Raw genomic sequence first — 18,416 nt, 5'->3', positions numbered from 1 at the left:
ATTCCCGCCCCAGACCCGCGCAAGCCATTGACGCGCCCTCAGCCCGCCCATACCTTGTCGAAGCGCTTCGACATAAATCGTCGAACCGATTCGACGAACGGAGCCGGCATCACCTCAGGCGCAGTCGAGTAAGGACCCCCCACATGAAGTTCACGGACGGCTACTGGCTCCTGCGCAAGGGAGTCACCGCGGACCACCCCGCCGAAGTCCTCGACGTCACCGAGTCGGACGGCGCCCTGGAGATCCACGCGCCGACCCGGCCCATCCGCACCCGCGGCGACCTGATGACGGGACCGGTCATGACGATCAACGCCCACACCCCGATGCCCGACGTCATCGGCCTCACCCTCACCCACTTCAGCGGCGAGCAGCCCCGCGGCCCCGAGTTCGAACTCGCCGGGTCGGAGGAGACCGCCCCGCAGATCTCCTACGACGACGAGCACGCGACCCTCACCTCCGGCGCCCTGTCGGTCCGGGTCGCCCGCACCGGCCCCTGGCAGGTCGAGTTCCTGGCCGGCGGCCGCACCCTCACCTCGAGCGGCGCCAAGAGCATGGGCATCATGCGGGACGCGAGCGGGGCGCACTACCTGCGCGAGCAGCTGCGCCTCGGCGTCGGCACGTCCGTCTACGGCCTCGGCGAGCGCTTCGGCCCGCTGGTCAAGAACGGGCAGGTCGTCGACATCTGGCAGGCCGACGGCGGCACGTGCAGCGAGCAGGCGTACAAGAACGTCCCGTTCTTCCTCACCGACGCGGGCTACGGCGTCTTCGTCGACCACCCCGGCAAGGTCTCCTTCGAGGTGGCCTCGGAGGTCGTGTCCCGGGTGCAGTTCAGCGCGGAGACGCAGGAGCTGACGTACTACGTCATCCACGGCCCGACCCCGAAGGAGATCCTCCGCAAGTACACGGCGCTGACGGGCCGCCCCGCTCTCCCGCCCGCCTGGTCCTTCGGCCTGTGGCTGTCGACGTCCTTCACGACGTCGTACGACGAGGAGACGGTGACGTCCTTCGTGGACGGCATGCGCGAGCGCGAACTCCCCCTCTCCGTCTTCCACTTCGACTGCTTCTGGATGCGCGAGTTCAACTGGTGCGACTTCCAGTGGGACCCGCGCGTCTTCCCGGACCCCGAGGGGATGCTGGCCCGGCTGAAGGCGAAGGACCTGCGGGTCTGCGTCTGGATCAACCCGTACATCGCCCAGCGCTCGCCCCTGTTCGCGGAGGGCAAGGCGCTCGGGCATCTGCTGAAACGGCCGGACGGCAGCATCTGGCAGTGGGACCTGTGGCAGCCGGGCATGGCGCTGGTCGACTTCACCTCCCCCGCCGCCCGCGACTGGTACGCCGCCAAACTGGAGGCGCTGCTCGCACAGGGCGTCGACTGCTTCAAGACCGACTTCGGCGAGCGCGTACCGGTCGACGTGACGTGGTCCGACGGCTCCGACCCGGAGCGGATGCACAACTACTACACGTACCTCTACAACCGCACCGTCTTCGACGTACTGCGCAAGCACCGCGGCGAGGAGGAGGCGGTGCTCTTCGCTCGGTCGGCGACGGCGGGCAGCCAGCAGTTCCCCGTGCACTGGGGCGGCGACTGCGAGGCGACGTACGAGTCGATGGCGGAGTCGCTGCGCGGAGGTCTCTCGCTCGGCCTGTCCGGCTTCGGGTACTGGAGCCACGACATCGGCGGCTTCGAGGGCACGCCGTCGCCCGCGCTGTTCAAGCGGTGGCTGGCGTTCGGCCTGCTGTCCTCGCACAGCCGCCTGCACGGATCGTCCTCGTACCGCGTCCCCTGGCACTTCGACGACGAATCCGTGGACGTGGCCCGGCACTTCATCCGCCTGAAGCTGCGGCTCATGCCTTACCTGTACGAGGCCGCCCGCACCGCCCACACCGAGGGCGTGCCGATGATGCGGGCGATGGTGCTGGAGTTCCCGGACGACCCCGGGTGCGCGCATCTGGAACGGCAGTACATGCTCGGGTCCGACCTGCTGGTGGCCCCCGTCTTCAGCGACGAGGGAGACGTCTCGTACTACGTCCCCGAGGGCACCTGGACCCACCTCCTCAGCGGACGTACTGTGACCGGCCCGCGCTGGGTGCGCGAGCAGCACGGCTTCCAGAGCGTGCCGCTGCTGGTGCGGCCGGGTGCGGTGATCCCGGTGGGCGCGGTGGACGACCGGCCCGACTACGACCATGCCGACGGGGTCACGCTGCGGGCGTTCGGGCTGGAGCGGGGCGCGCAGGTGACGGTGCGGGTCGGGGAGGTGGCCTTCACGGTCGTACGGGAAGGGGACACGCTGCGGGCGTCGTGCAGCGACCCGTCCGCACCCTGGGGGCTGGCGGCGGGCGAACGCGCGGTGCGGGCACAGGCGGGGACCGGGTTTCTCTCCCTGGAGCTGGCCTGATGGTGAAGATCACGGACGTGGCGCGGCACGCCGGGGTCTCCCCCAGCACGGTCTCCTACGTCGTCAGCGGCAAACGCCCGATCTCCGAGGAGACCCGACGCCGCGTCGAGGAGTCCATCCGCCTGCTGGGCTACCGCCCGCACGCCGGCGCCCGCGCACTGGCCAGCAGCAGGTCGAACGTCCTGGCGCTGATGGTGCCGCTGCGGGCCGGGATCGATGTGCCGGTGGTGATGCAGTTCGCGGTGTCGGTGGTGACCACGGCTCGCCGGTACGGCCATGACGTGCTGCTGCTGACCCAGGAGGAGGGCGAGGTGGGGCTGCGGCGGGTCGTGGATACGGCACTGGTGGACGCGCTGATCGTCATGGACGTACAGCTGAACGATCCGCGGCTGCCCCTGCTGCGGGGCCTGGACCGGCCGTCGGTGATGATCGGGTTCCCGGCCTCGTCCGAGGGGCTGACCTGCATCGACCTCGACTTCATGGCGGCCGGCGAGGCATGCGTGGAGCATCTGGCGCGGCTCGGGCACCGGGTGGTGGCGCTGGTGGGGTCGCCGCCGGAGGTGTATGTGCGGGGGACGGCGTTCGCCCAGCGGATGGTGCAGGGCTTCACGGCCGCCGCCGACCGGGGGCGGCTCACCTCCGCCGTACATCCGTGCGAGGCTTCGCCCGCGGCGGCACGCGCGGTCGCCGAGCAACTGCTGCGGGAGCAGCCCGCGTTGACGGGGGTCGTCGTCCACAACGAGGCGATCCTGGAGCCGCTGATCGACGCCTTTGAGGGGCTGGGGCTGCGGGTGCCGGGGGACCTTTCGGTCACCGCGATCTGCCCGGACGAGCTCGCGGAATCGCTGCGGGTGCCGGTGACGTCGATCGCGTTGCCTGCCGCGGAGGTGGGGGCGCGGGCCGTGGAGCTGCTGATGAAGAAGCTGGACGGGAAGGCCGTGTCGGAGGCGACTTTGCTGGCGCCGAGGATGACGGAGAGGGGGAGTACGGCTCGGCGGGCGGTGGCGTGAACTGAGGGTGATCGTGCTGCCGGGTGGGGGGCTCGTGTGCTGTACTTGGACGCAGAGGGCGCTGTCTGGGCCCTGATGCTTTACCCAGGCGGATGCCCGAGCTCAGCAGGAATCTGCCGTATATCCCCAGGCCGTGTGGGGATATCCGGCCAGCTGCTGAGCCACCAGATGAAGGTGGGCCCCACCCGGAGCCGTTACTCCGAGCAGGGCCCGGCTCACTAGGAGCCTGTCGGATATCCCCTGTTCCGTGGGGGATATCCGGCTACCTGGTGAGCCACCAGAGCAGCCACCTCCTCGCGTGCTTGGCCGTTCGCTCCGGCAAGAGCCGGATCAGCCGCATGACGAGAGTCGGTTTCTGCTCCTCGTGACAGCCCATGCGGGGGCGTCCTCCCTTCGACGTGAGGCGGTCTGTCACGGTCCCGGGACCGCTCTCGTCGGGCCGGGCCCCGACGAGGTGGGGCCCGGAGTGAAGGGAGGACGCACCCAAAGGGCGCGTCACGGCGTCAGATTACCGTATCCATGCTGTTACTGTGCGCAATCAGCAGATATCCGGCTTACGCCAACTGCACTCGATGTCGGTGTTCATCCCGCCCCCACGCACCGACGCCGAACCCGCCGCCTGCGCGGTCGACTTGGCCAACGTCACCACGATCGCGTCCTCCAACGGCTTCACCGACGAGGCCAGATAGTTGTTGAGGACAATGCCGTAGACGAGTTCACGTCCCCCGGCATCCGTGACATACCCGGACAGGGCCGACGCCCCGGTCAACGACCCGGTCTTCGCACGGGCGTTGAGCGCGGCAGCCGTACCGCACATCCGCGTCCGCAGCGTGCCCCCGACGAACCGGTCCGGGGCGCAGGCGACGGGCAGTGCGCGGTACCAGTCGGCGTACCAGGGCTCGGCGCGCACCGCGAGGAGGAGCTCGACGAGCTGTCCGGCCGGGAAGTTGTTCATCCGGGAGAGCCCGGAGCCGTCGACCTGCCGCAACTTGCCGGAGTCGACGCCGATGCCCTTGAGGTACCCGCTGACGGCACGCAGTCCGGCGCTCCAACTCCCTTGCTTCGACGCCTCGTAGCCCATGGCCTTGGTGAGGATCTCGGCGTGCATGTTGTTGGAGAGCTTCATGAACGGGACGAGCAGGTCCTTGAGGGGCATGGAGTCGTGTGAGGCCAACTCCCTTGCGGTCGCGGGGGTCTGGCGGCCCAGGCGGGTCGGTCCCACGACCTTCACCCCGTGCTTCGCGAGCGCGTCCCGGAAGACGGCGGCGGCGTATCCGGTGGGCTCCCAGACGGTGGCCCACTCCTTCGCGCCGGCCCCGCCGACGGGTGTCGTACCGCTGACGACGATGGTGTTGGTGCCGTGCTCCCGCTCGACGGTGAGGTCGTTGGCGCCGCCGGCGGCGACGGTGGTGGCCCGCACGTCGAGGTCGACGTGGTCGGTGTCGGGCGTGACGGTGACGACCGGTTCGTCACCGGCCTCCTCCCCCGGCGCGACCGTGACGATCACGGTCCCGGTGTCGTAGTCGGTGTCCGGGGCCACGCTGAGGGCACTGATCTGGGCCGAGTAGTAGGAGGACTCGTCGTCGGCGGCCCAGGAACGGCCGAGCCGCTGGTCGTCGAACCGGGTGTCGTCGGCGACGAGGCGCCCGGCGACGCGGGTGACGCCGGACGCGGCGACGTCGGCGGCGAGCCGGTCGTAGTCCTTGGCGAGCAAGGTCGGGTCGCCGGTGCCGCGCAGGTAGAGGTCACCGTAAAGCACCGAGCCCTGCCGTCGGCCGGTCGACAGCACATCCGTCGTGAACCGGTACCCGGGGCCGAGCAGCTCCATCGCAGCAGCCGAGGTGGCGAGCTTGGTGTTGGAGGCGGGCATAAGGCGGGTGGAGGGCAGGTGCTGGTAGAGGAGCTCGCCGGTGCGGGCGTCCGCGACCACGACGCTCGCCACGCCGCCCTCCATCCGCGCATCGCCCAGCACGGTGTCGATGGCCTCCGGCAGGCCACTTCGGCCGGCATCCGCACCGGCCTGCGCGCCGGGACCGAGGACGGCGGCGACGAGCGCCACGGCGACGGGACAAATCCACAGTCTTCTACGGGAGTTGAGGCGTCTTCCGGAAGCGCTCACGGGTCTGCTCATGCCTCAGCAGCATCCCGGACAACCGCCCGCGGCGACAGAGCACGTCGGCTCAGCCCAGCCCCCAGGCCCGCCCCATCCGGTACGCGGCACACAGGTTCACGTCGAGGACATACGCCCCGACGCTCCCGCACTGCTCACTCCCGCTCCCCGGATCGACGGGTTGCCCATGCCCCATCCCGGTGATGCTGTACGTCTCCACGACGGCCCGCCCGCCCGCGTCCCGGAAGACCTGATGCGGATACCCGGCGACGGTGTCACTCACGTCGGCCGCCTGGTCGGCGCCGTGCACATCGGTCCACTGCCGCATCAGGTCGGTCATGTTGACGGGCTTCACGGTGTAGTCGGCCGTGCCCTGGAAGGCGATCAGCGTGGGCCAGGGGCCGGTGTACCCCGGCCGGGCGGCGCGCACCCGGTCGCCCCACTGCCGCGGGGTCTGCGTGGCACCGACGTACATGCACACATACGGCGACCCGGCGGCCTGCGCGCACCCGTACGGCAGCCCGGCGACGATCCCGCCCGCCGCGAACCTCTCCGGATACGCCGCCATCATCACGGCGCTCATCCCGCCCCCGGCGGACAGCCCGGTGACATACACGCGCGACGCGTCACCGGAGACATCCGCGAGCTGCCGGTCCACCATCTGCGCGACGGACGCGGCCTCGCCCTGGCCGCGGGCGATGTCGCCGCTCTGGAACCAGTTGAAGCAGGACGAGGCGTTGTTGGCACTCTGCTGCTGCGGCAGGACGACGGAGAAGCCCCAGCGGTCGGCGAGCTGGAGCCATCCGCTGCCGGTGCCGTAACCGGAGGCGTTCTGCGTGCAGCCGTGCAGCGCGACGACCACGGGCCGGCCTGCGGGCAGCCCGTCGGGGACGTACCGGAACATACGCAGGGCACCGGGGTTCGACCCGAACCCGGTGACTTCCTGGAGGGAGGCCGCCTCGGCCCGGCCGGGCGTGAGGACGGCGGCGATCAGGGCGACGAGGAGGGTCGCCAGGACGGGGATACGCAGGGCGGGGATACGCAGGGCGGGGATACGACAGATACGACGACTTGCGGCTCTGGTCTGGGTCATGGGGAGGGACCGTAGAAGCGTGAACGATCCGTCGATATGGGGTGGGACAACACAACGGGCGCGTCCGTCATGGGGGCTTATCGAGTGTGCTGCCTCGCCACCGTACGGAACTGCCGCACGAGCGCCCGCGGGTCTCGGGCCACGTCCCACAGACCGGCCGCGAGCAGCAGCAGGCTGCTGACGAAGCAGACCCAGAACACGAACTGGGCGCCCGCCGCGAGGTTGTGGGTGCTGCCGTCGTCGTAGCGGCAGTACGCCTGCGGGGGAAACGCCCTGGAGACGCCGACGCCGCCGTGGTACATGGAGCACGGGTCCTCGCCGGGGTCCTTGAGCGTGTCGTCCGCGGTGACGACCAGCAGCCAGGCCAGCGCCGCGGCCGGAACCGTGACGAAGACGGTCATCTTCGTCCAGGTCAGCAGGCGGGGATGGGCGAGGAGCCCGATCAGCGCGATCAGGACGACCGCGAACACCGCGGTGACGGCGACGGCGGTGGCAGGCTCTTCGACCACCACGGCAAGGAGCCAGACCACTGCGGCCACCGGAGGCGCGGTGAGGGCGAGGACCTTGAACCCCGGTGCGATACGGGGATGGGCGAGCAGGTACAGGGCGAGCGCGCATCCGAGGAGGACGAGGAGCGTGATCACGGCCGCTGGGTGGCGGGGGCAGTGGTGGCAGGGGCAGTGGCGGCAGGGTCCCGGTGCGCCTCGTCCTTCTTCCACGGTCCGACGCCGAGCCTCCCCGTCGTCCCGAGGTCGAGTTCCGGCAGCACCATCACGGGGTCGGCCCCGGGCTTCGCCCGCACCCGGATGTACGGCGCGTTCACCGGGTCGCCGACGCCCGCCTCGGTGGTGTTCCGCCACGCCAGCACCGCCTCGGCGGCCTCGCCCGGCCGGAGGGCAACGGGCTGCGGGCTGCCGCCGCCACCGGTGGCGGTGCTGATCTGGTCGGTCCCCTGGAGGATCCGCACACCGTCGACGGTGTCGTGGTCGTCGTCGAGGAGTTCGAGCTCCGGGTAGCCGTTGAGCTGGTAGGGCCGGGTGCCGCAGTTGACGAGATGCAGGCCGACCACGCGCAGCCCCATGGCAGCATCCCCCTCGTCCGCGTAGACGCGCACCCCGGACGCGGGGCACGGCCCCGAGGCGGACGACGCCTCGTCGGCGGGAACGCTGCGCACCTGGATCACCTCCGCGCCCGACACTTCGGGCGCGTGACCCGGCAGCTGCCCCATGACGACGGTCCCCTTGGCGGTCCGCCCCGGCGCGACCGCGTCGACGGTCCGCTCGACGTTGTCGACCGCTCCTCCGGCCCCCGAGAGGAACCCGACGATGACGGTGTAGGTGGCCGCCTCGGTCCCCCGGTTGGTGACCTCGAACTCGGCGGAGTAGTCGGCATCGCAGCCGCTCTTCGCCCCCCAGGCGTACAGCGCGGTGATCTTCACGCCGTCCTCTGCCGCACCGTCGGCAGACGGCAGGGGTAGCGCAGTCGGCGTACCGGAAGGGCCGACGGACGATTCGGCGGGCGGCGGAGCACCGTACTGCGAGAAGTCCGAGGGACACAGCGTCTCGGCCCGGACCCGGCCGTCGTCACCGCCCGGCGAGGCGCTCTCGGAACCACACGCGGCAAGCAGCAGGGCGCCGGCGAGGGCGGCGGGAACGGCACGTAAGGCGGTAGGCATCCGCCCACCTCACCAAGGCCCGGTCGCCCTGGCTGTGGCGGAACCCACACCTCCGGTCACAGCACTGTCACAGATCACTCATGACAAAGGCCCCGCTGCCCGGAGGCGGCGGGGCCTTTGCCCACATGGGTTGGGAGGTTCGGAAACCTCCCGATCGTGGAGATGGCGGGAATCGAACCCGCGTCCAACGGTGCAGAATCAGGGCTTCTCCGTGTGCAGTTCGCTGTGATTTTCTCGGCCCCGGCGATCACGCGAACAAGTCGCCGACGGGCCCAGTCACTGTTAGATTTCCCTCTTCACCCCGTGACCGGGATCAAGGTTTAGTTCCCTAGCTGATGCCAGGATCCGGGTCGGGAACAGCCCCGGGCTGACACTTCGCAAGTCGCTACTTAGGCAGCGAGGGCGAAGGAATCGCGCTTGGTGTTGGCGATTATTTTTTGCGACATATGGTTTACGAGATCATTGCCGCTTCCTCGACACGCTTCCCCTGCTTCAACAGCCGCTGTCGAAACCGATCATCCCCATGTGCTTTTTTCAATCCCCACCGGAAAGATCCGGCGAGGGGCGCGCACCCTCTGTGAGGTGCAGTGCCATCGTACGTGACCAACGCACACCGATGCCAGCGTATTCCCGGCAGGCGCCTACTGGGCCCGCTGCCGCCGCTTCGCCGCCGCGATCGCCCGGTCCGACTCGCGCCGGTCCTGCTTCTCCCGCAGGGTCTGGCGCTTGTCGTACTCCTTCTTGCCTCGCGCGAGAGCGATCTCGGCCTTCGCACGCCCGTCCCTGAAGTACAGGGCGAGGGGCACGATCGTGTGACCCGTCTCCTGGGCCTTGGCCTCCAGCTTGTCGATCTCCTCGCGGTGCAGGAGGAGCTTGCGCTTGCGGCGCGCGGAGTGGTTGGTCCAGCTGCCCTGGTGATACTCCGGGATGTGGGCGTTGTGCAGCCAAGCCTCGCCCCGGTCGATCTGGACGAAGCCGTCGGTCAGCGACGTCCGACCCTCACGCAGCGACTTGACCTCGGTGCCCATGAGCACCAGGCCGGCCTCATAGGTGTCGATGATCGCGTAGTCGTGGCGGGCCTTCTTGTTCTGGGCGACGATCTTGCGCTTGCCGCCCTTCTCGCCGTCCCTGGCCTTCGCGGCCGTCCCGCCCTGCTTGGGCTGGGACTCCTTCGGTACGTACATTCCCTTGCTCATAGTGCCGTCCATTTTCGCACTACGAAGGGGGTGTGCGGAAAGCCGATTTACGACTCGCCGAGTCCGCTGAGGACCGTCTCGGCCCGCTCCACCACCTGCTGGTCGGCGTCCAGGTCAGGGGTGATCCCCCTGCCGTCGACGGCTCGGCCCGAGGGGGTGCGGTAGTGCCCGACGGTCAGTTCGGCGACGGAGCCGTCGGGAAGGCGGCTCGGCATCTGCACCGACCCCTTGCCGAAAGTGCGGCTGCCGACGACGACCGCGCGGCCGCGGTCCTGCAGGGCGCCGGTGAGCAGCTCGGCCGCGCTCATCGTGCCGCCGTCGACGAGGGCGACCAGGGGTCTGCGGGTCTCGCCGCCGGGTTCGGCGTGCAGGGCGCGCTGCTCGCCGTCGACGTCGTACGTGGCGACGAGGCCGCCGTCGAGGAAGACCGAGGCGGCGGTGACGGCCTCGGTGACCAGGCCGCCGGAGTTGCCCCGCAGGTCGAGGATGACGCCGACGCCGGCCGGGGCCTGCCGCAGGGCGGCACTGACGGCGTCGCCCGACCCCTTGGTGAAGGAGGCGATCCTGACGACGGTGATGCCGTCGGCGAGTTTTCGAACAGTGACCGAATCGGTGGACAGGGTGGCCCGGCGCAGCGTGAGATCCCACGCGCGCGTGCCGCGCTCCAGCCCCACCTTCACCGCCGTACCGGCGGGCGCGTCCGTCGCGTCCCCGCGCAGTAAGGAGACGACCTCGGTGACCGGACGCCCGGCGACCTTCTCGCCGTCGATGCTGCGCAGCCGGTCGCCCGCCCGGATCCCGGCGACCGCCGCGGGCGACCCCGCCCGCACCTTGGTCACTTCGATACGGCCGTCCCGCTCACGTCGCGCCCACAGCCCGACGCCGGTGTACTCACCGTCGAGGGCCTCCTCGAACTCCTCGTACTCGCCCTCGGAGTAGACGGCACCCCAGCGGTCCCCGCTGCGGCTGACCGCGCGCTGCGCGGCCTCCATGGGGGACTTGCCCGCGGCCGCGGCCTCGGCGGCGGCCTCGGCGACGTCGACGTGCCGGCCCGCGGGAGCGGCCGAACCGGCCGCGTCGGCAGAGGATTTCCGGTCAGGGCCGGGCAGGGAGCCGGTCGCGGCGCCCGCGACGAGCACGCTCGTGAAGAGCAATGTCAGGGCGGCCCCGCGGCGAATGCGGCGGGGCTCACAGAACAGGTCACGACCTGACATGCCGGTGAGTCTAGGACAACGCAAGGGGCCGTACGGCCCGTTGCCCGTACGGCCCCCTTGGCGTTGGTCACACCTTCAGATACTTGCGCAGCGCGAAGAACGCCGCCAACGCGGGCATCAGAAGGCTCGTCGCGAGGATGAGCGGCAGCTTCGTCAACACCGCGTCCCAGCCGATGAAGTTGATCAGTGTCAGCTTCTCCGACAGGGCCAGGCCGTGGTCGATGATGAAGTACCGCGCCATCACCAGGAACGCACAGGCGACCGTCCCTCCGATCAGCCCGGCGACCGCGGCCTCCATGATGAACGGCGCCTGGATGTAGAAGCCCGAGGCGCCGACCAGGCGCATGATCCCGGTCTCGCGCCGCCGGCTGAAGGCCGAGACCCGCACGGTGTTGACGATCAGCATGAGCGCGACGACGAGCATCAGCGCCATGATCGCCCGCGCGGCCCAGTTCATGCCGTTCAGCAGCCCGAAGAGGTTGTCCAGGATCCCCTTCTGGTCCTGCACCGACTGCACGCCGTCGCGCCCGTCGAAGGCGGTCGCGATGACCTGGTACTTCTCCGGGTCCTTCAGCTTGATCCGGTACGACTCCTGCATCTGGTCCGGCGTGAGCGAGGCGGCCAGCGGGGAGTCGCCGAACTGCTCCTTGTAGTGCTTGTACGCCTGGTCCTGCGACTCGTACGCCACCTTCTCGACGACCGTCATCTTCTTCAGGTCGGCGACGATCTCCTTCTTCTGGTCCTCGGTGACCGCGCCCTTGGCGCAGTTGGGGTCGGACTCGGCGTCGCTCTTGTTGCAGAGGAAGACCGAGACGTTGACCTTGTCGTACCAGTAGCCCTTCATGGTGTTGACCTGGTCACTCATCAGGAGCGACCCGCCGAACAGGGCGAGCGACAGGGCGACGGAGACGATGACGGCGAAGGTCATCGTCAGATTGCGGCGGAGACCGACACCGATCTCGGACAGTACGAACTGGGCGCGCATGGCGTCTTCTTCAGGCCTTTCCGTGGACGGTCGCGGTCAGTGCTGGTAGCCGTAGACGCCGCGTGCCTGGTCGCGGACGAGGCGGCCCTTCTCCAGCTCGATGACGCGCTTGCGCATCTGGTCCACGATGTTCTGGTCGTGCGTCGCCATCACCACGGTGGTGCCCGTCCGGTTGATCCGGTCGAGCAGCTTCATGATGCCGACGGAGGTCTGCGGGTCGAGGTTGCCGGTGGGCTCGTCGGCGATGAGCAGCTTGGGCCGGTTGACGAAGGCCCGGGCGATCGCCACCCGCTGCTGCTCACCACCGGAGAGCTCACCGGGCATCCGGTCCTCCTTGCCGCCCAGCCCGACGAGGTCGAGCACCTGCGGCACGGACTTGCGGATCTCGCCGCGGGACTTGCCGATGACCTCCTGTGCGAAGGCCACGTTCTCGGCGACCGTCTTGTTCGGCAGCAGCCGGAAGTCCTGGAACACCGTCCCCAGCTGGCGCCGCATCTGCGGCACCTTCCAGTTGGACAGGCGTGCGAGGTCCTTGCCCAGAACGTGCACCTGACCGTGGCTGCACCGCTCCTCGCGGAGGATCAGCCGCAGGAAGGTGGACTTTCCGGAGCCGGAGGACCCCACGAGGAACACGAACTCGCCCTTGTCCACTTCCAGGGACACATCCCTGAGTGCGGGGCGGTTCTGCTTGGGGTAGACCTTGGAGACATTGTCGAATCGGATCACGGATGCACCACGGGTCGCCGGGGGTAGATGAGCGTGACCATACGCGAACCGGGTGCGCCAGCGCAGTCGCCGGAAGGGGTTGCGTAGGTCTTGTGCCTTTTTGTGCCGACTGAGGTGACGCCCCACGGGCGCGGGGCTGTGTCGATGTGCGGCTCCGCCGCGTGCGCGCGACCAGCCACATACGGGCCCGCAGCCAGGAGACACCGGGAGACAATGGAAACCACCCCTCCGAGAGCGCCCGAGCCCTTTCCGAAGGAACCTGGCATTGTGGAGGGGGGAACGTTCCCGGGGCCAAACCCGTTGAACCCCCGGAGGGAACTCGCTAGGAGGGTGGCGCATGACGTACGACCGGCTGGTGTGCGCGAACTGCGCCGCACCCGTGAGTGAGGGCCGCTGCCCCGTGTGCCGGGCGAACCGTGAGCGGCTGCAGCAGGAGAACCCGTTCGCGGGTCTGAACCCGATGACGCTGATCATGCTGCTGGCGATACTGATCGCGGCAGTGGCGCTGCTGGCGCACCAGACCGCATAGGGCGAAGCGCCAACCGCAGGCAGACATGGCGAGGGGCCCGGAGCGAAATGCGCTCCGGGCCCCTCGGCCGTACGGCGTTGATTACGCAGTGTGAACGATGGGCTACCGTCAGGCAGCCGCACCGCCGCGGCCACCCGCGAGGCGCGGGAGGATGCGGAAGCCGATGCCGCCGGCGATCATCGTGGCGGCGCCGACCAGCAGGAAGGTGGTCTGAGCGGCGCCGGTCTCGGCGAGCTCGTCACCGCCGCCCTGAGCGGAGGTGCTGGTGCCCGTACCCGTGCCGGTACCGGTGGTCTCGGTGAGCGAGGAGGAGCCCTCCTCCTGGGGAGAGGTGCCGCCGTCGGGGTCGGTGTTGTTGTTACCGCCGCCGTTGTTGCCGTTCCCGTTCCCGTTGCCGTTTCCGTTCCCGTTGCCGTCACCCGGGTTGGTCGGGTCGGACGGCTCCTCGGTGGGGTCCGTCGGCTCGGTCGGCTCGAGCGTCGGGTCCGTCGGGACCGTGGGCTCCTCGGTGGGGATGCCCGGGTCGGTCGGGATGTCCGTCGGGATGCCCGGGTCGGTCGGGATGTCCGTCGGGATGCCCGGGTCGGTCGGCGGCTCGGTCGGGTCCTCGGGCCCGCAGAACAGACCGAGCACGCAGTCGTCCGCCTCGGCGGCAGATGCGGCACCCGCAGCGGTCAGCGAGGCACCGGCCGCGATCACGGCACCGGCCGCGACGCGCGCGAGGCGGATCCGCGTCTTCTTCGTCATGTGGTTGCTACCCCCAGTAGCTCAATCGTCAGTGAGGCGGCGCTCGGGGGCCGTGATCGACGGAGGTAACTGAACTTGAGCCCCCCGGTTCACATGCGCCCCAGAGATACGCATGCCACGCTTTACCCTTCCCATTTTTCAAAGACACGTCAAGGCCGTTTACGTGCGCCATGTCCAAATACGGGAGTTATGGCTGGGGTTGGAGCCTGTGAGTGTGATGTAAAACCCAGACATGCAGGCACGAAAAAGGCAACTGCCGCCGGGAGGACGGCAGTTGCCTTGTCGACAAAGTTACTTCGCTACTTCTCCTGCTGCTTGCGCCAGCGAATTCCGGCTTCGAGGAATCCCTCGATCTCACCGTTGAACACGGCCTCGGGGTTGCCGACTTCGAACTCCGTGCGCAGGTCCTTGACCATCTGGTACGGGTGCAGCACGTAGGACCGCATCTGGTTGCCCCACGAGTTGCCGCCGTCGCCCTTCAGGGCGTCCATCTTGGCCTGCTCCTCCTGTCGGCGCCGCTCGAGCAGCTTGGCCTGGAGGACGTTCATCGCGGTGGCCTTGTTCTGGATCTGCGACCGCTCGTTCTGGCAGGAGACGACGATGCCGGTGGGGAGGTGGGTGAGCCGCACCGCGGAGTCGGTGGTGTTCACGCCCTGGCCGCCGGGGCCCGAGGACCGGTACACGTCCACGCGCAGCTCGGACTCGTCGATCTCGATGTGGTCGGTCTGCTCGACCACGGGGAGCACCTCGACGCCCGCGAAGGAGGTCTGGCGGCGGCCCTGGTTGTCGAAGGGCGAGATCCGCACGAGCCGGTGCGTGCCCTGCTCGACGGACAGGGTCCCGTAGGCGTACGGCACCTGCACGGCGAAGGTCGTCGACTTGATGCCGGCCTCTTCGGCGTACGACGTCTCGTAGATCTCGGTCTTGTAGCCCTTCTGCTCCGCCCAGCGCAGGTACATCCGCTGCAGCTTCTCGGCGAAGTCGGCGGCGTCGACGCCGCCCGCCTCCGCGCGGATGTTGACGAGCGCCTCACGGGAGTCGTACTCACCGCTGAGCAGCGTCCGGACCTCCATCTCGTCCAGCGCCTTCTTGACGGCGGTGAGCTCGGACTCGGCCTCGGCACGGGTGTCCGGGTCGTCCTCCTCCTCGGCCATCTCGAACAGCACGGCGAGATCGTCGATCCGCGAGCGCAGGGCGTCGGCCTTCCTCACCTCCGCCTGGAGGTGGGACAGCTTGCTGGTGATCTTCTGCGCCTCGTCCGGGTTGTCCCACAGGGACGGCGCGGCCGCCTGCTCCTCGAGCACGGCGATGTCTGCCCTCAGCTTGTCGAGGTCCAGAACGGCCTCGATCGACTCCATGGTCGAGGAGAGGGACTTGAGCTCTTCGGATACATCGACGACTGCCACACCCCCAGCGTAACGGCTCCGCCAAGCGGGGAGGTCCGGGCGCCCTTCCGGCCCGTCCGGCGTTTGAGGACGAGGCCCGTTCAGGGCCGAAGCGGGGTCTGGGGGCTACGGGGTCGCCGGTGCCGAGTTGTTCGTGTCCTGCGGCGTCGCATCCGCGTCGTCACCCGAGGTCGCCAGCCACGTGCCGACACCCGCCGCAGCCACCAACGCCACCGCAGCCGCCCCCAACGCCACCCGCCGCCGCCGAGCCACCGCCCGATGCCGGGCGGAGCCGGGACGGGGCGCACCCGCCGCCCTCGGCACCCGGGCCGTCCCCCGCGCACCGCCGGCCAGCTCGTCGGGCCCCGGCACCCTCATCGACGTATGCGTGTCCCGGTTGGAGTCGGCCGGCTTGGCGCCCGGCACCAGCGGCACCGCACCGCGCCGCCGTACCCGCTCCCCCGCCGGCGCCGCTTCCTCAGCGGCCGGAGCCTCTTCCTCCGCCGGCTCCGCATCCGGCTCGTCCACGTCCAGCGGCGGCATCCCGGCCACCAGCGGCAGCAGCTCCCGCAGCCGCGCCCCCAGCTCCGACGCCCGCAACCGCGAGGCCGGCGCCTTCGCGAGGCACTGCACGATCAGCTGCCACAGCTCGTCGGGGATACCGGGCAGCGGGGCCACCGACTCCGTGACGTGGCGGCGCAGCACCGCGCCCGGGTGGCCCCCACCGAACGGCGTGAAGCCCGCCAGCAGCTCGTACAGCACCGTGGCGAGGGCGTAGATGTCGACCGCCGCCCGTGGCGGCAGGCCCTCCACGATCTCCGGCGCCAGGTAGTCCGGCGTCCCGATGATCTTCGTGGCGCGGGTGCGGCGCGGGGAGTCGATGAGTTTCGCCACACCGAAGTCCGTCAGCAGGGCCGGATGCGAGCCGCCCGGCCCCAGCGGGCCCTGCATGTCGAGCAGCACGTTCTCCGGCTTCACGTCCCGGTGCACGACCCCGGCCGCATGCGCGGCCGCCAGCCCGTCCGCGATGTCCGCCACGATCGCCACCGCCGCCTCGGGCGAGAGCCGCCGGTCGCGGTCGAGCCGGGTGCGCAGGTCGGTGCCGCGGACGAGGTCCATGACCAGCGCGAGGTCGTTGCCGTCGACCACCAGGTCGCGTACGGAGACCACGTTCGGGTGCTCGAGGCCGAGCAGCGCCGTGCGCTCCTGCACGAAGCGGCCGACGAGTTCCTGGTCGGACGCGAGGTCCTCGCGCAGCAGCTTGACGGCGACGGGCCCCTCGGGCCCCTCGCCCAGCCACACCGTGCCGGCGCTGCCCCGCCCCAGGATCTGGTTGGCGGTGTACCGGCTGCCGATCTTCCGTGCCAAGACTGCTCCTACCGACGCGTGGTGTCGCGCTGCGTCATTCCGGAGGCCGACCCCCGGACCCCCCAGCCGACAGAACCGGGACCCCCGGTCGACAAAACTACGCGCCCAGCGAGCCAACCTTCACCGCGGAGGCGGAAATCACCCGCCAGATGTCGACAAATAGCCAAACCAGTCGCCGCGACGGCAGGGTCCCGAGGCGGTCTGCGCCGCCTCCGGTCAGTTGGTGCCCGAGCTGCCGCCCAGGTCCCCGATCCACCCGGACACGGTGGTGAACCAGTCGGAGAGCTGGTCCCAGTAGCTCTTGCCCGTGCCGATCCACTCCTGCAGCGGGCTCAGCTCCCAGATGAGCCAGCCCGCGACGAACAGGATGACGATCGTGAACAGGCACCCCTTGAGGCAGCCGAGCCCGGGGATCCGCATCGGGTTGGCGCTGCGCCGGCGCGGCTCACGCGGCTCGCGCTGGGGCCGCTGCGGCTCCGGCGCGGGCGGCGGGGTGTACCGCTGCGGCTGCTGCTGCGGCTGGCGCGGTGGGGCGTACGGCTGCGGCTGGTGCTGCTGGGGATGGCCGTAGCCCTGCTGCCGGCCCTGCGGAGGCCGCTGCTGCTGCGGCTGCGGCGGCGGCTGCTGCGGGCGGGCGACCTGGCGCTGGGGGCGGCGGCGCAGCGGGTCCTGGTTGGGGTCGAGGTACTGGACCTGCGTCTGCTCGTTGCGGTCCCGGGCGGCGCGCAGCTGGTTCTGCCAGGGGTGCGGCTCCTCGGGGCCGGGCTGACCGGGCTGCCCGCCGGGCTGTCCCTGCGGCATCGGCGGCATGACGGCCGTGGGGTCGGCGGCGCCGGTGTGCGGCAGGACGCTGGTCGCGCCGTTCGGGTCGTACATCCCGGGGGCCGTGCCGTGCGGCAGGACCTGGGTCGGGTCGGCCGAGCCCGGCACGGTGGCCGGCGCGGGGTCGGGGGCGAGCAGGGCGGCGACGCCCTCGGCCGCCGCGATCTGCGCCGAGTTCGCGTGCACGCCGATGCCCTCGGCGACGACGCGCAGGCCGCGGGCGAGGTTCTCGGCGCTGGGCCGTTCGTCGGGGTTCTTGCGCAGGCAGCGTTCTATGACCGTCCACAGGGGGTCGGGGACCGTGGACGGGCGGCGCGGCTCGGCGCTCAGGTGCTGGTGCAGGACCTCCAGGGCGGAGCCGCCGCCGAACGGCGGGCGTCCGGTGACCAGCTCGTAGAGGAGGATGCCGGCGCCGTAGATGTCGACGGCGGACGTCTGCGGGCGGCCCTCGGCGGACTCGGGCGCGACGTACGCGGGCGTGCCGACGAACTCATGGGTGCGGGTCAGGCCCGGGGAGTCGGCGAGGCGGGCGATGCCGAAGTCGGTCAGCAGGGGGTGCATCTGGCCGCCGTTCTGCTGGAGCAGGACGTTGGCGGGCTTCAGGTCGCGGTGGACGACGCCGTCGGCGTGACTGGCGGCCAGCGCGTCGGCGATCTGCGCGGTGAGCAGGGCGGCGGCGACCGGGGAGAAGGGGCCGTTCTCGCGCAGGTAGCGGTGCAGGTCGGGGCCCTCTACGAGGTCCATGACCAGGGCCAGCAGCTCGCCCTCGACGACCAGGTCACGTACCCGGACGATGTTCGGGTGGGTCAGGCGCAGCAGGACGGACCGCTCGCGCAGGAACCGCATGACGATGTCCGCGTCGCTGGCGAGCTCCTCCTTGAGGACCTTGATCGCGACGGTCTCGCCGGGCTGCCCCGGCACGGCCGCCTCGGCGCCCGCGGTCTCTCGCTGGCGGGCCCGCCAGACGGTCCCCGTGGCGCCGCGACCGAGCGGCTCCTCGAGGAAGTACTTGCTGCCTACCGGCCGCACGTCGCGCTCCCTGCTGCTTGTCTACGTTCCGACCCACTGTAGTGCCGTGCCCCCGGGCACCGGCCTGTCGTCATTCTGTGCGTCTTACGTACGGCTCCCCGTACATGTTCGAAGGAAAGACGCTCGGCTCT

At 70.2% G+C, this 18,416-nt stretch carries 15 protein-coding genes and 1 other RNA gene; 3 read left to right on the top strand and 13 right to left on the bottom strand.

From position 1 onward, the window contains the following. The first annotated feature begins 143 nt into the window (after nt 1–143). Together yicI and ADL12_RS27535 are read left to right on the top strand one after the other, a co-directional pair. Complete coding sequence (yicI, locus tag ADL12_RS27540; RefSeq protein WP_062706436.1) at nt 144–2,396, top strand: alpha-xylosidase; 2,253 nt, start codon at nt 144–146, stop codon at nt 2,394–2,396. Further along, nucleotides 2,396–3,406: a LacI family DNA-binding transcriptional regulator gene (locus tag ADL12_RS27535; protein ID WP_062706434.1), complete on the top strand. Its 1,011-nt coding sequence runs from the start codon at nt 2,396–2,398 to the stop codon at nt 3,404–3,406. The genes yicI and ADL12_RS27535 overlap by 1 nt, the downstream gene beginning before the upstream one ends. Before the next feature lie 538 nt (nt 3,407–3,944). Here the strand turns inward: ADL12_RS27535 and dacB are convergent. The 9 genes from dacB to ftsE all read right to left on the bottom strand — a co-directional run bounded on the left by dacB (nt 3,945) and on the right by ftsE (nt 12,405). Further along, nucleotides 3,945–5,537, bottom strand: a complete 1,593-nt coding sequence (gene dacB / locus ADL12_RS27530) for a D-alanyl-D-alanine carboxypeptidase/D-alanyl-D-alanine endopeptidase (RefSeq protein WP_062706432.1) — start codon at nt 5,535–5,537, stop codon at nt 3,945–3,947. 49 nt (nt 5,538–5,586) lie between these two features. Then, nucleotides 5,587–6,609: an extracellular catalytic domain type 1 short-chain-length polyhydroxyalkanoate depolymerase gene (locus ADL12_RS27525; RefSeq protein ID WP_244188072.1), complete on the bottom strand. Its 1,023-nt coding sequence runs from the start codon at nt 6,607–6,609 to the stop codon at nt 5,587–5,589. Nucleotides 6,610–6,686: 77 nt separating this feature from the next. Further along, nucleotides 6,687–7,253: a hypothetical protein gene (locus tag ADL12_RS27520; protein ID WP_062706430.1), complete on the bottom strand. Its 567-nt coding sequence runs from the start codon at nt 7,251–7,253 to the stop codon at nt 6,687–6,689. After that, the gene (locus ADL12_RS27515; RefSeq protein ID WP_062706428.1) at nt 7,250–8,284 is read right to left on the bottom strand and encodes a DUF4232 domain-containing protein; all 1,035 of its coding nucleotides are present in this window, start codon (nt 8,282–8,284) and stop codon (nt 7,250–7,252) included. Before ADL12_RS27515 ends, ADL12_RS27520 begins: the two co-directional genes overlap by 4 nt. 154 nt (nt 8,285–8,438) lie before the next feature. After that, nucleotides 8,439–8,807, bottom strand: a transfer-messenger RNA (tmRNA) gene (ssrA, locus tag ADL12_RS27510). Nucleotides 8,808–8,925: 118 nt separating this feature from the next. Beyond that, nucleotides 8,926–9,468, bottom strand: a complete 543-nt coding sequence (gene smpB, locus ADL12_RS27505; RefSeq protein ID WP_062706426.1) for an SsrA-binding protein SmpB — start codon at nt 9,466–9,468, stop codon at nt 8,926–8,928. Nucleotides 9,469–9,527: 59 nt separating this feature from the next. Next, nucleotides 9,528–10,694, bottom strand: a complete 1,167-nt coding sequence (locus tag ADL12_RS27500; RefSeq protein WP_079052313.1) for a S41 family peptidase — start codon at nt 10,692–10,694, stop codon at nt 9,528–9,530. 67 nt (nt 10,695–10,761) lie between these two features. Beyond that, nucleotides 10,762–11,679 carry a permease-like cell division protein FtsX gene (gene ftsX / locus ADL12_RS27495; protein ID WP_062706420.1) on the bottom strand — a complete coding sequence of 306 codons (918 nt, stop codon included), beginning with the start codon at nt 11,677–11,679 and terminating at the stop codon, nt 10,762–10,764. 36 nt (nt 11,680–11,715) lie between these two features. Continuing rightward, complete coding sequence (gene ftsE / locus ADL12_RS27490) at nt 11,716–12,405, bottom strand: cell division ATP-binding protein FtsE (RefSeq protein ID WP_062706418.1); 690 nt, start codon at nt 12,403–12,405, stop codon at nt 11,716–11,718. 337 nt (nt 12,406–12,742) lie between these two features. Between ftsE and ADL12_RS27485 the strand changes: the two genes are divergently transcribed. Beyond that, nucleotides 12,743–12,934: a hypothetical protein gene (locus ADL12_RS27485; protein WP_062706416.1), complete on the top strand. Its 192-nt coding sequence runs from the start codon at nt 12,743–12,745 to the stop codon at nt 12,932–12,934. A gap of 108 nt (nt 12,935–13,042) precedes the next feature. On the opposite strand, the gene ADL12_RS27480 is transcribed toward ADL12_RS27485, so the two are convergent. From ADL12_RS27480 to ADL12_RS27465, 4 genes are all read right to left on the bottom strand, one after another. Beyond that, the gene (locus ADL12_RS27480) at nt 13,043–13,681 is read right to left on the bottom strand and encodes an LPXTG cell wall anchor domain-containing protein (RefSeq protein WP_062706414.1); all 639 of its coding nucleotides are present in this window, start codon (nt 13,679–13,681) and stop codon (nt 13,043–13,045) included. 299 nt (nt 13,682–13,980) lie between these two features. Next, complete coding sequence (prfB, locus tag ADL12_RS27475; RefSeq protein ID WP_062706412.1) at nt 13,981–15,087, bottom strand: peptide chain release factor 2; 1,107 nt, start codon at nt 15,085–15,087, stop codon at nt 13,981–13,983. A 105-nt stretch (nt 15,088–15,192) separates the two neighbouring features. Continuing rightward, nucleotides 15,193–16,434, bottom strand: coding sequence for a serine/threonine-protein kinase (locus ADL12_RS27470; protein ID WP_062706409.1), 1,242 nt, complete (start codon nt 16,432–16,434; stop codon nt 15,193–15,195). A 216-nt stretch (nt 16,435–16,650) separates the two neighbouring features. Continuing rightward, nucleotides 16,651–18,285: a serine/threonine-protein kinase gene (locus ADL12_RS27465; RefSeq protein ID WP_062706406.1), complete on the bottom strand. Its 1,635-nt coding sequence runs from the start codon at nt 18,283–18,285 to the stop codon at nt 16,651–16,653. Nucleotides 18,286–18,416: the final 131 nt, after the last annotated feature.

Source organism: Streptomyces regalis (genome assembly GCF_001509475.1).
Taxonomy (GTDB): Bacteria; Actinomycetota; Actinomycetes; order Streptomycetales; family Streptomycetaceae; genus Streptomyces; species Streptomyces regalis.
The sequence above is the reverse complement of the archived record's forward strand: the minus strand, read 5'-3'. Positions and strand labels throughout refer to the sequence as shown.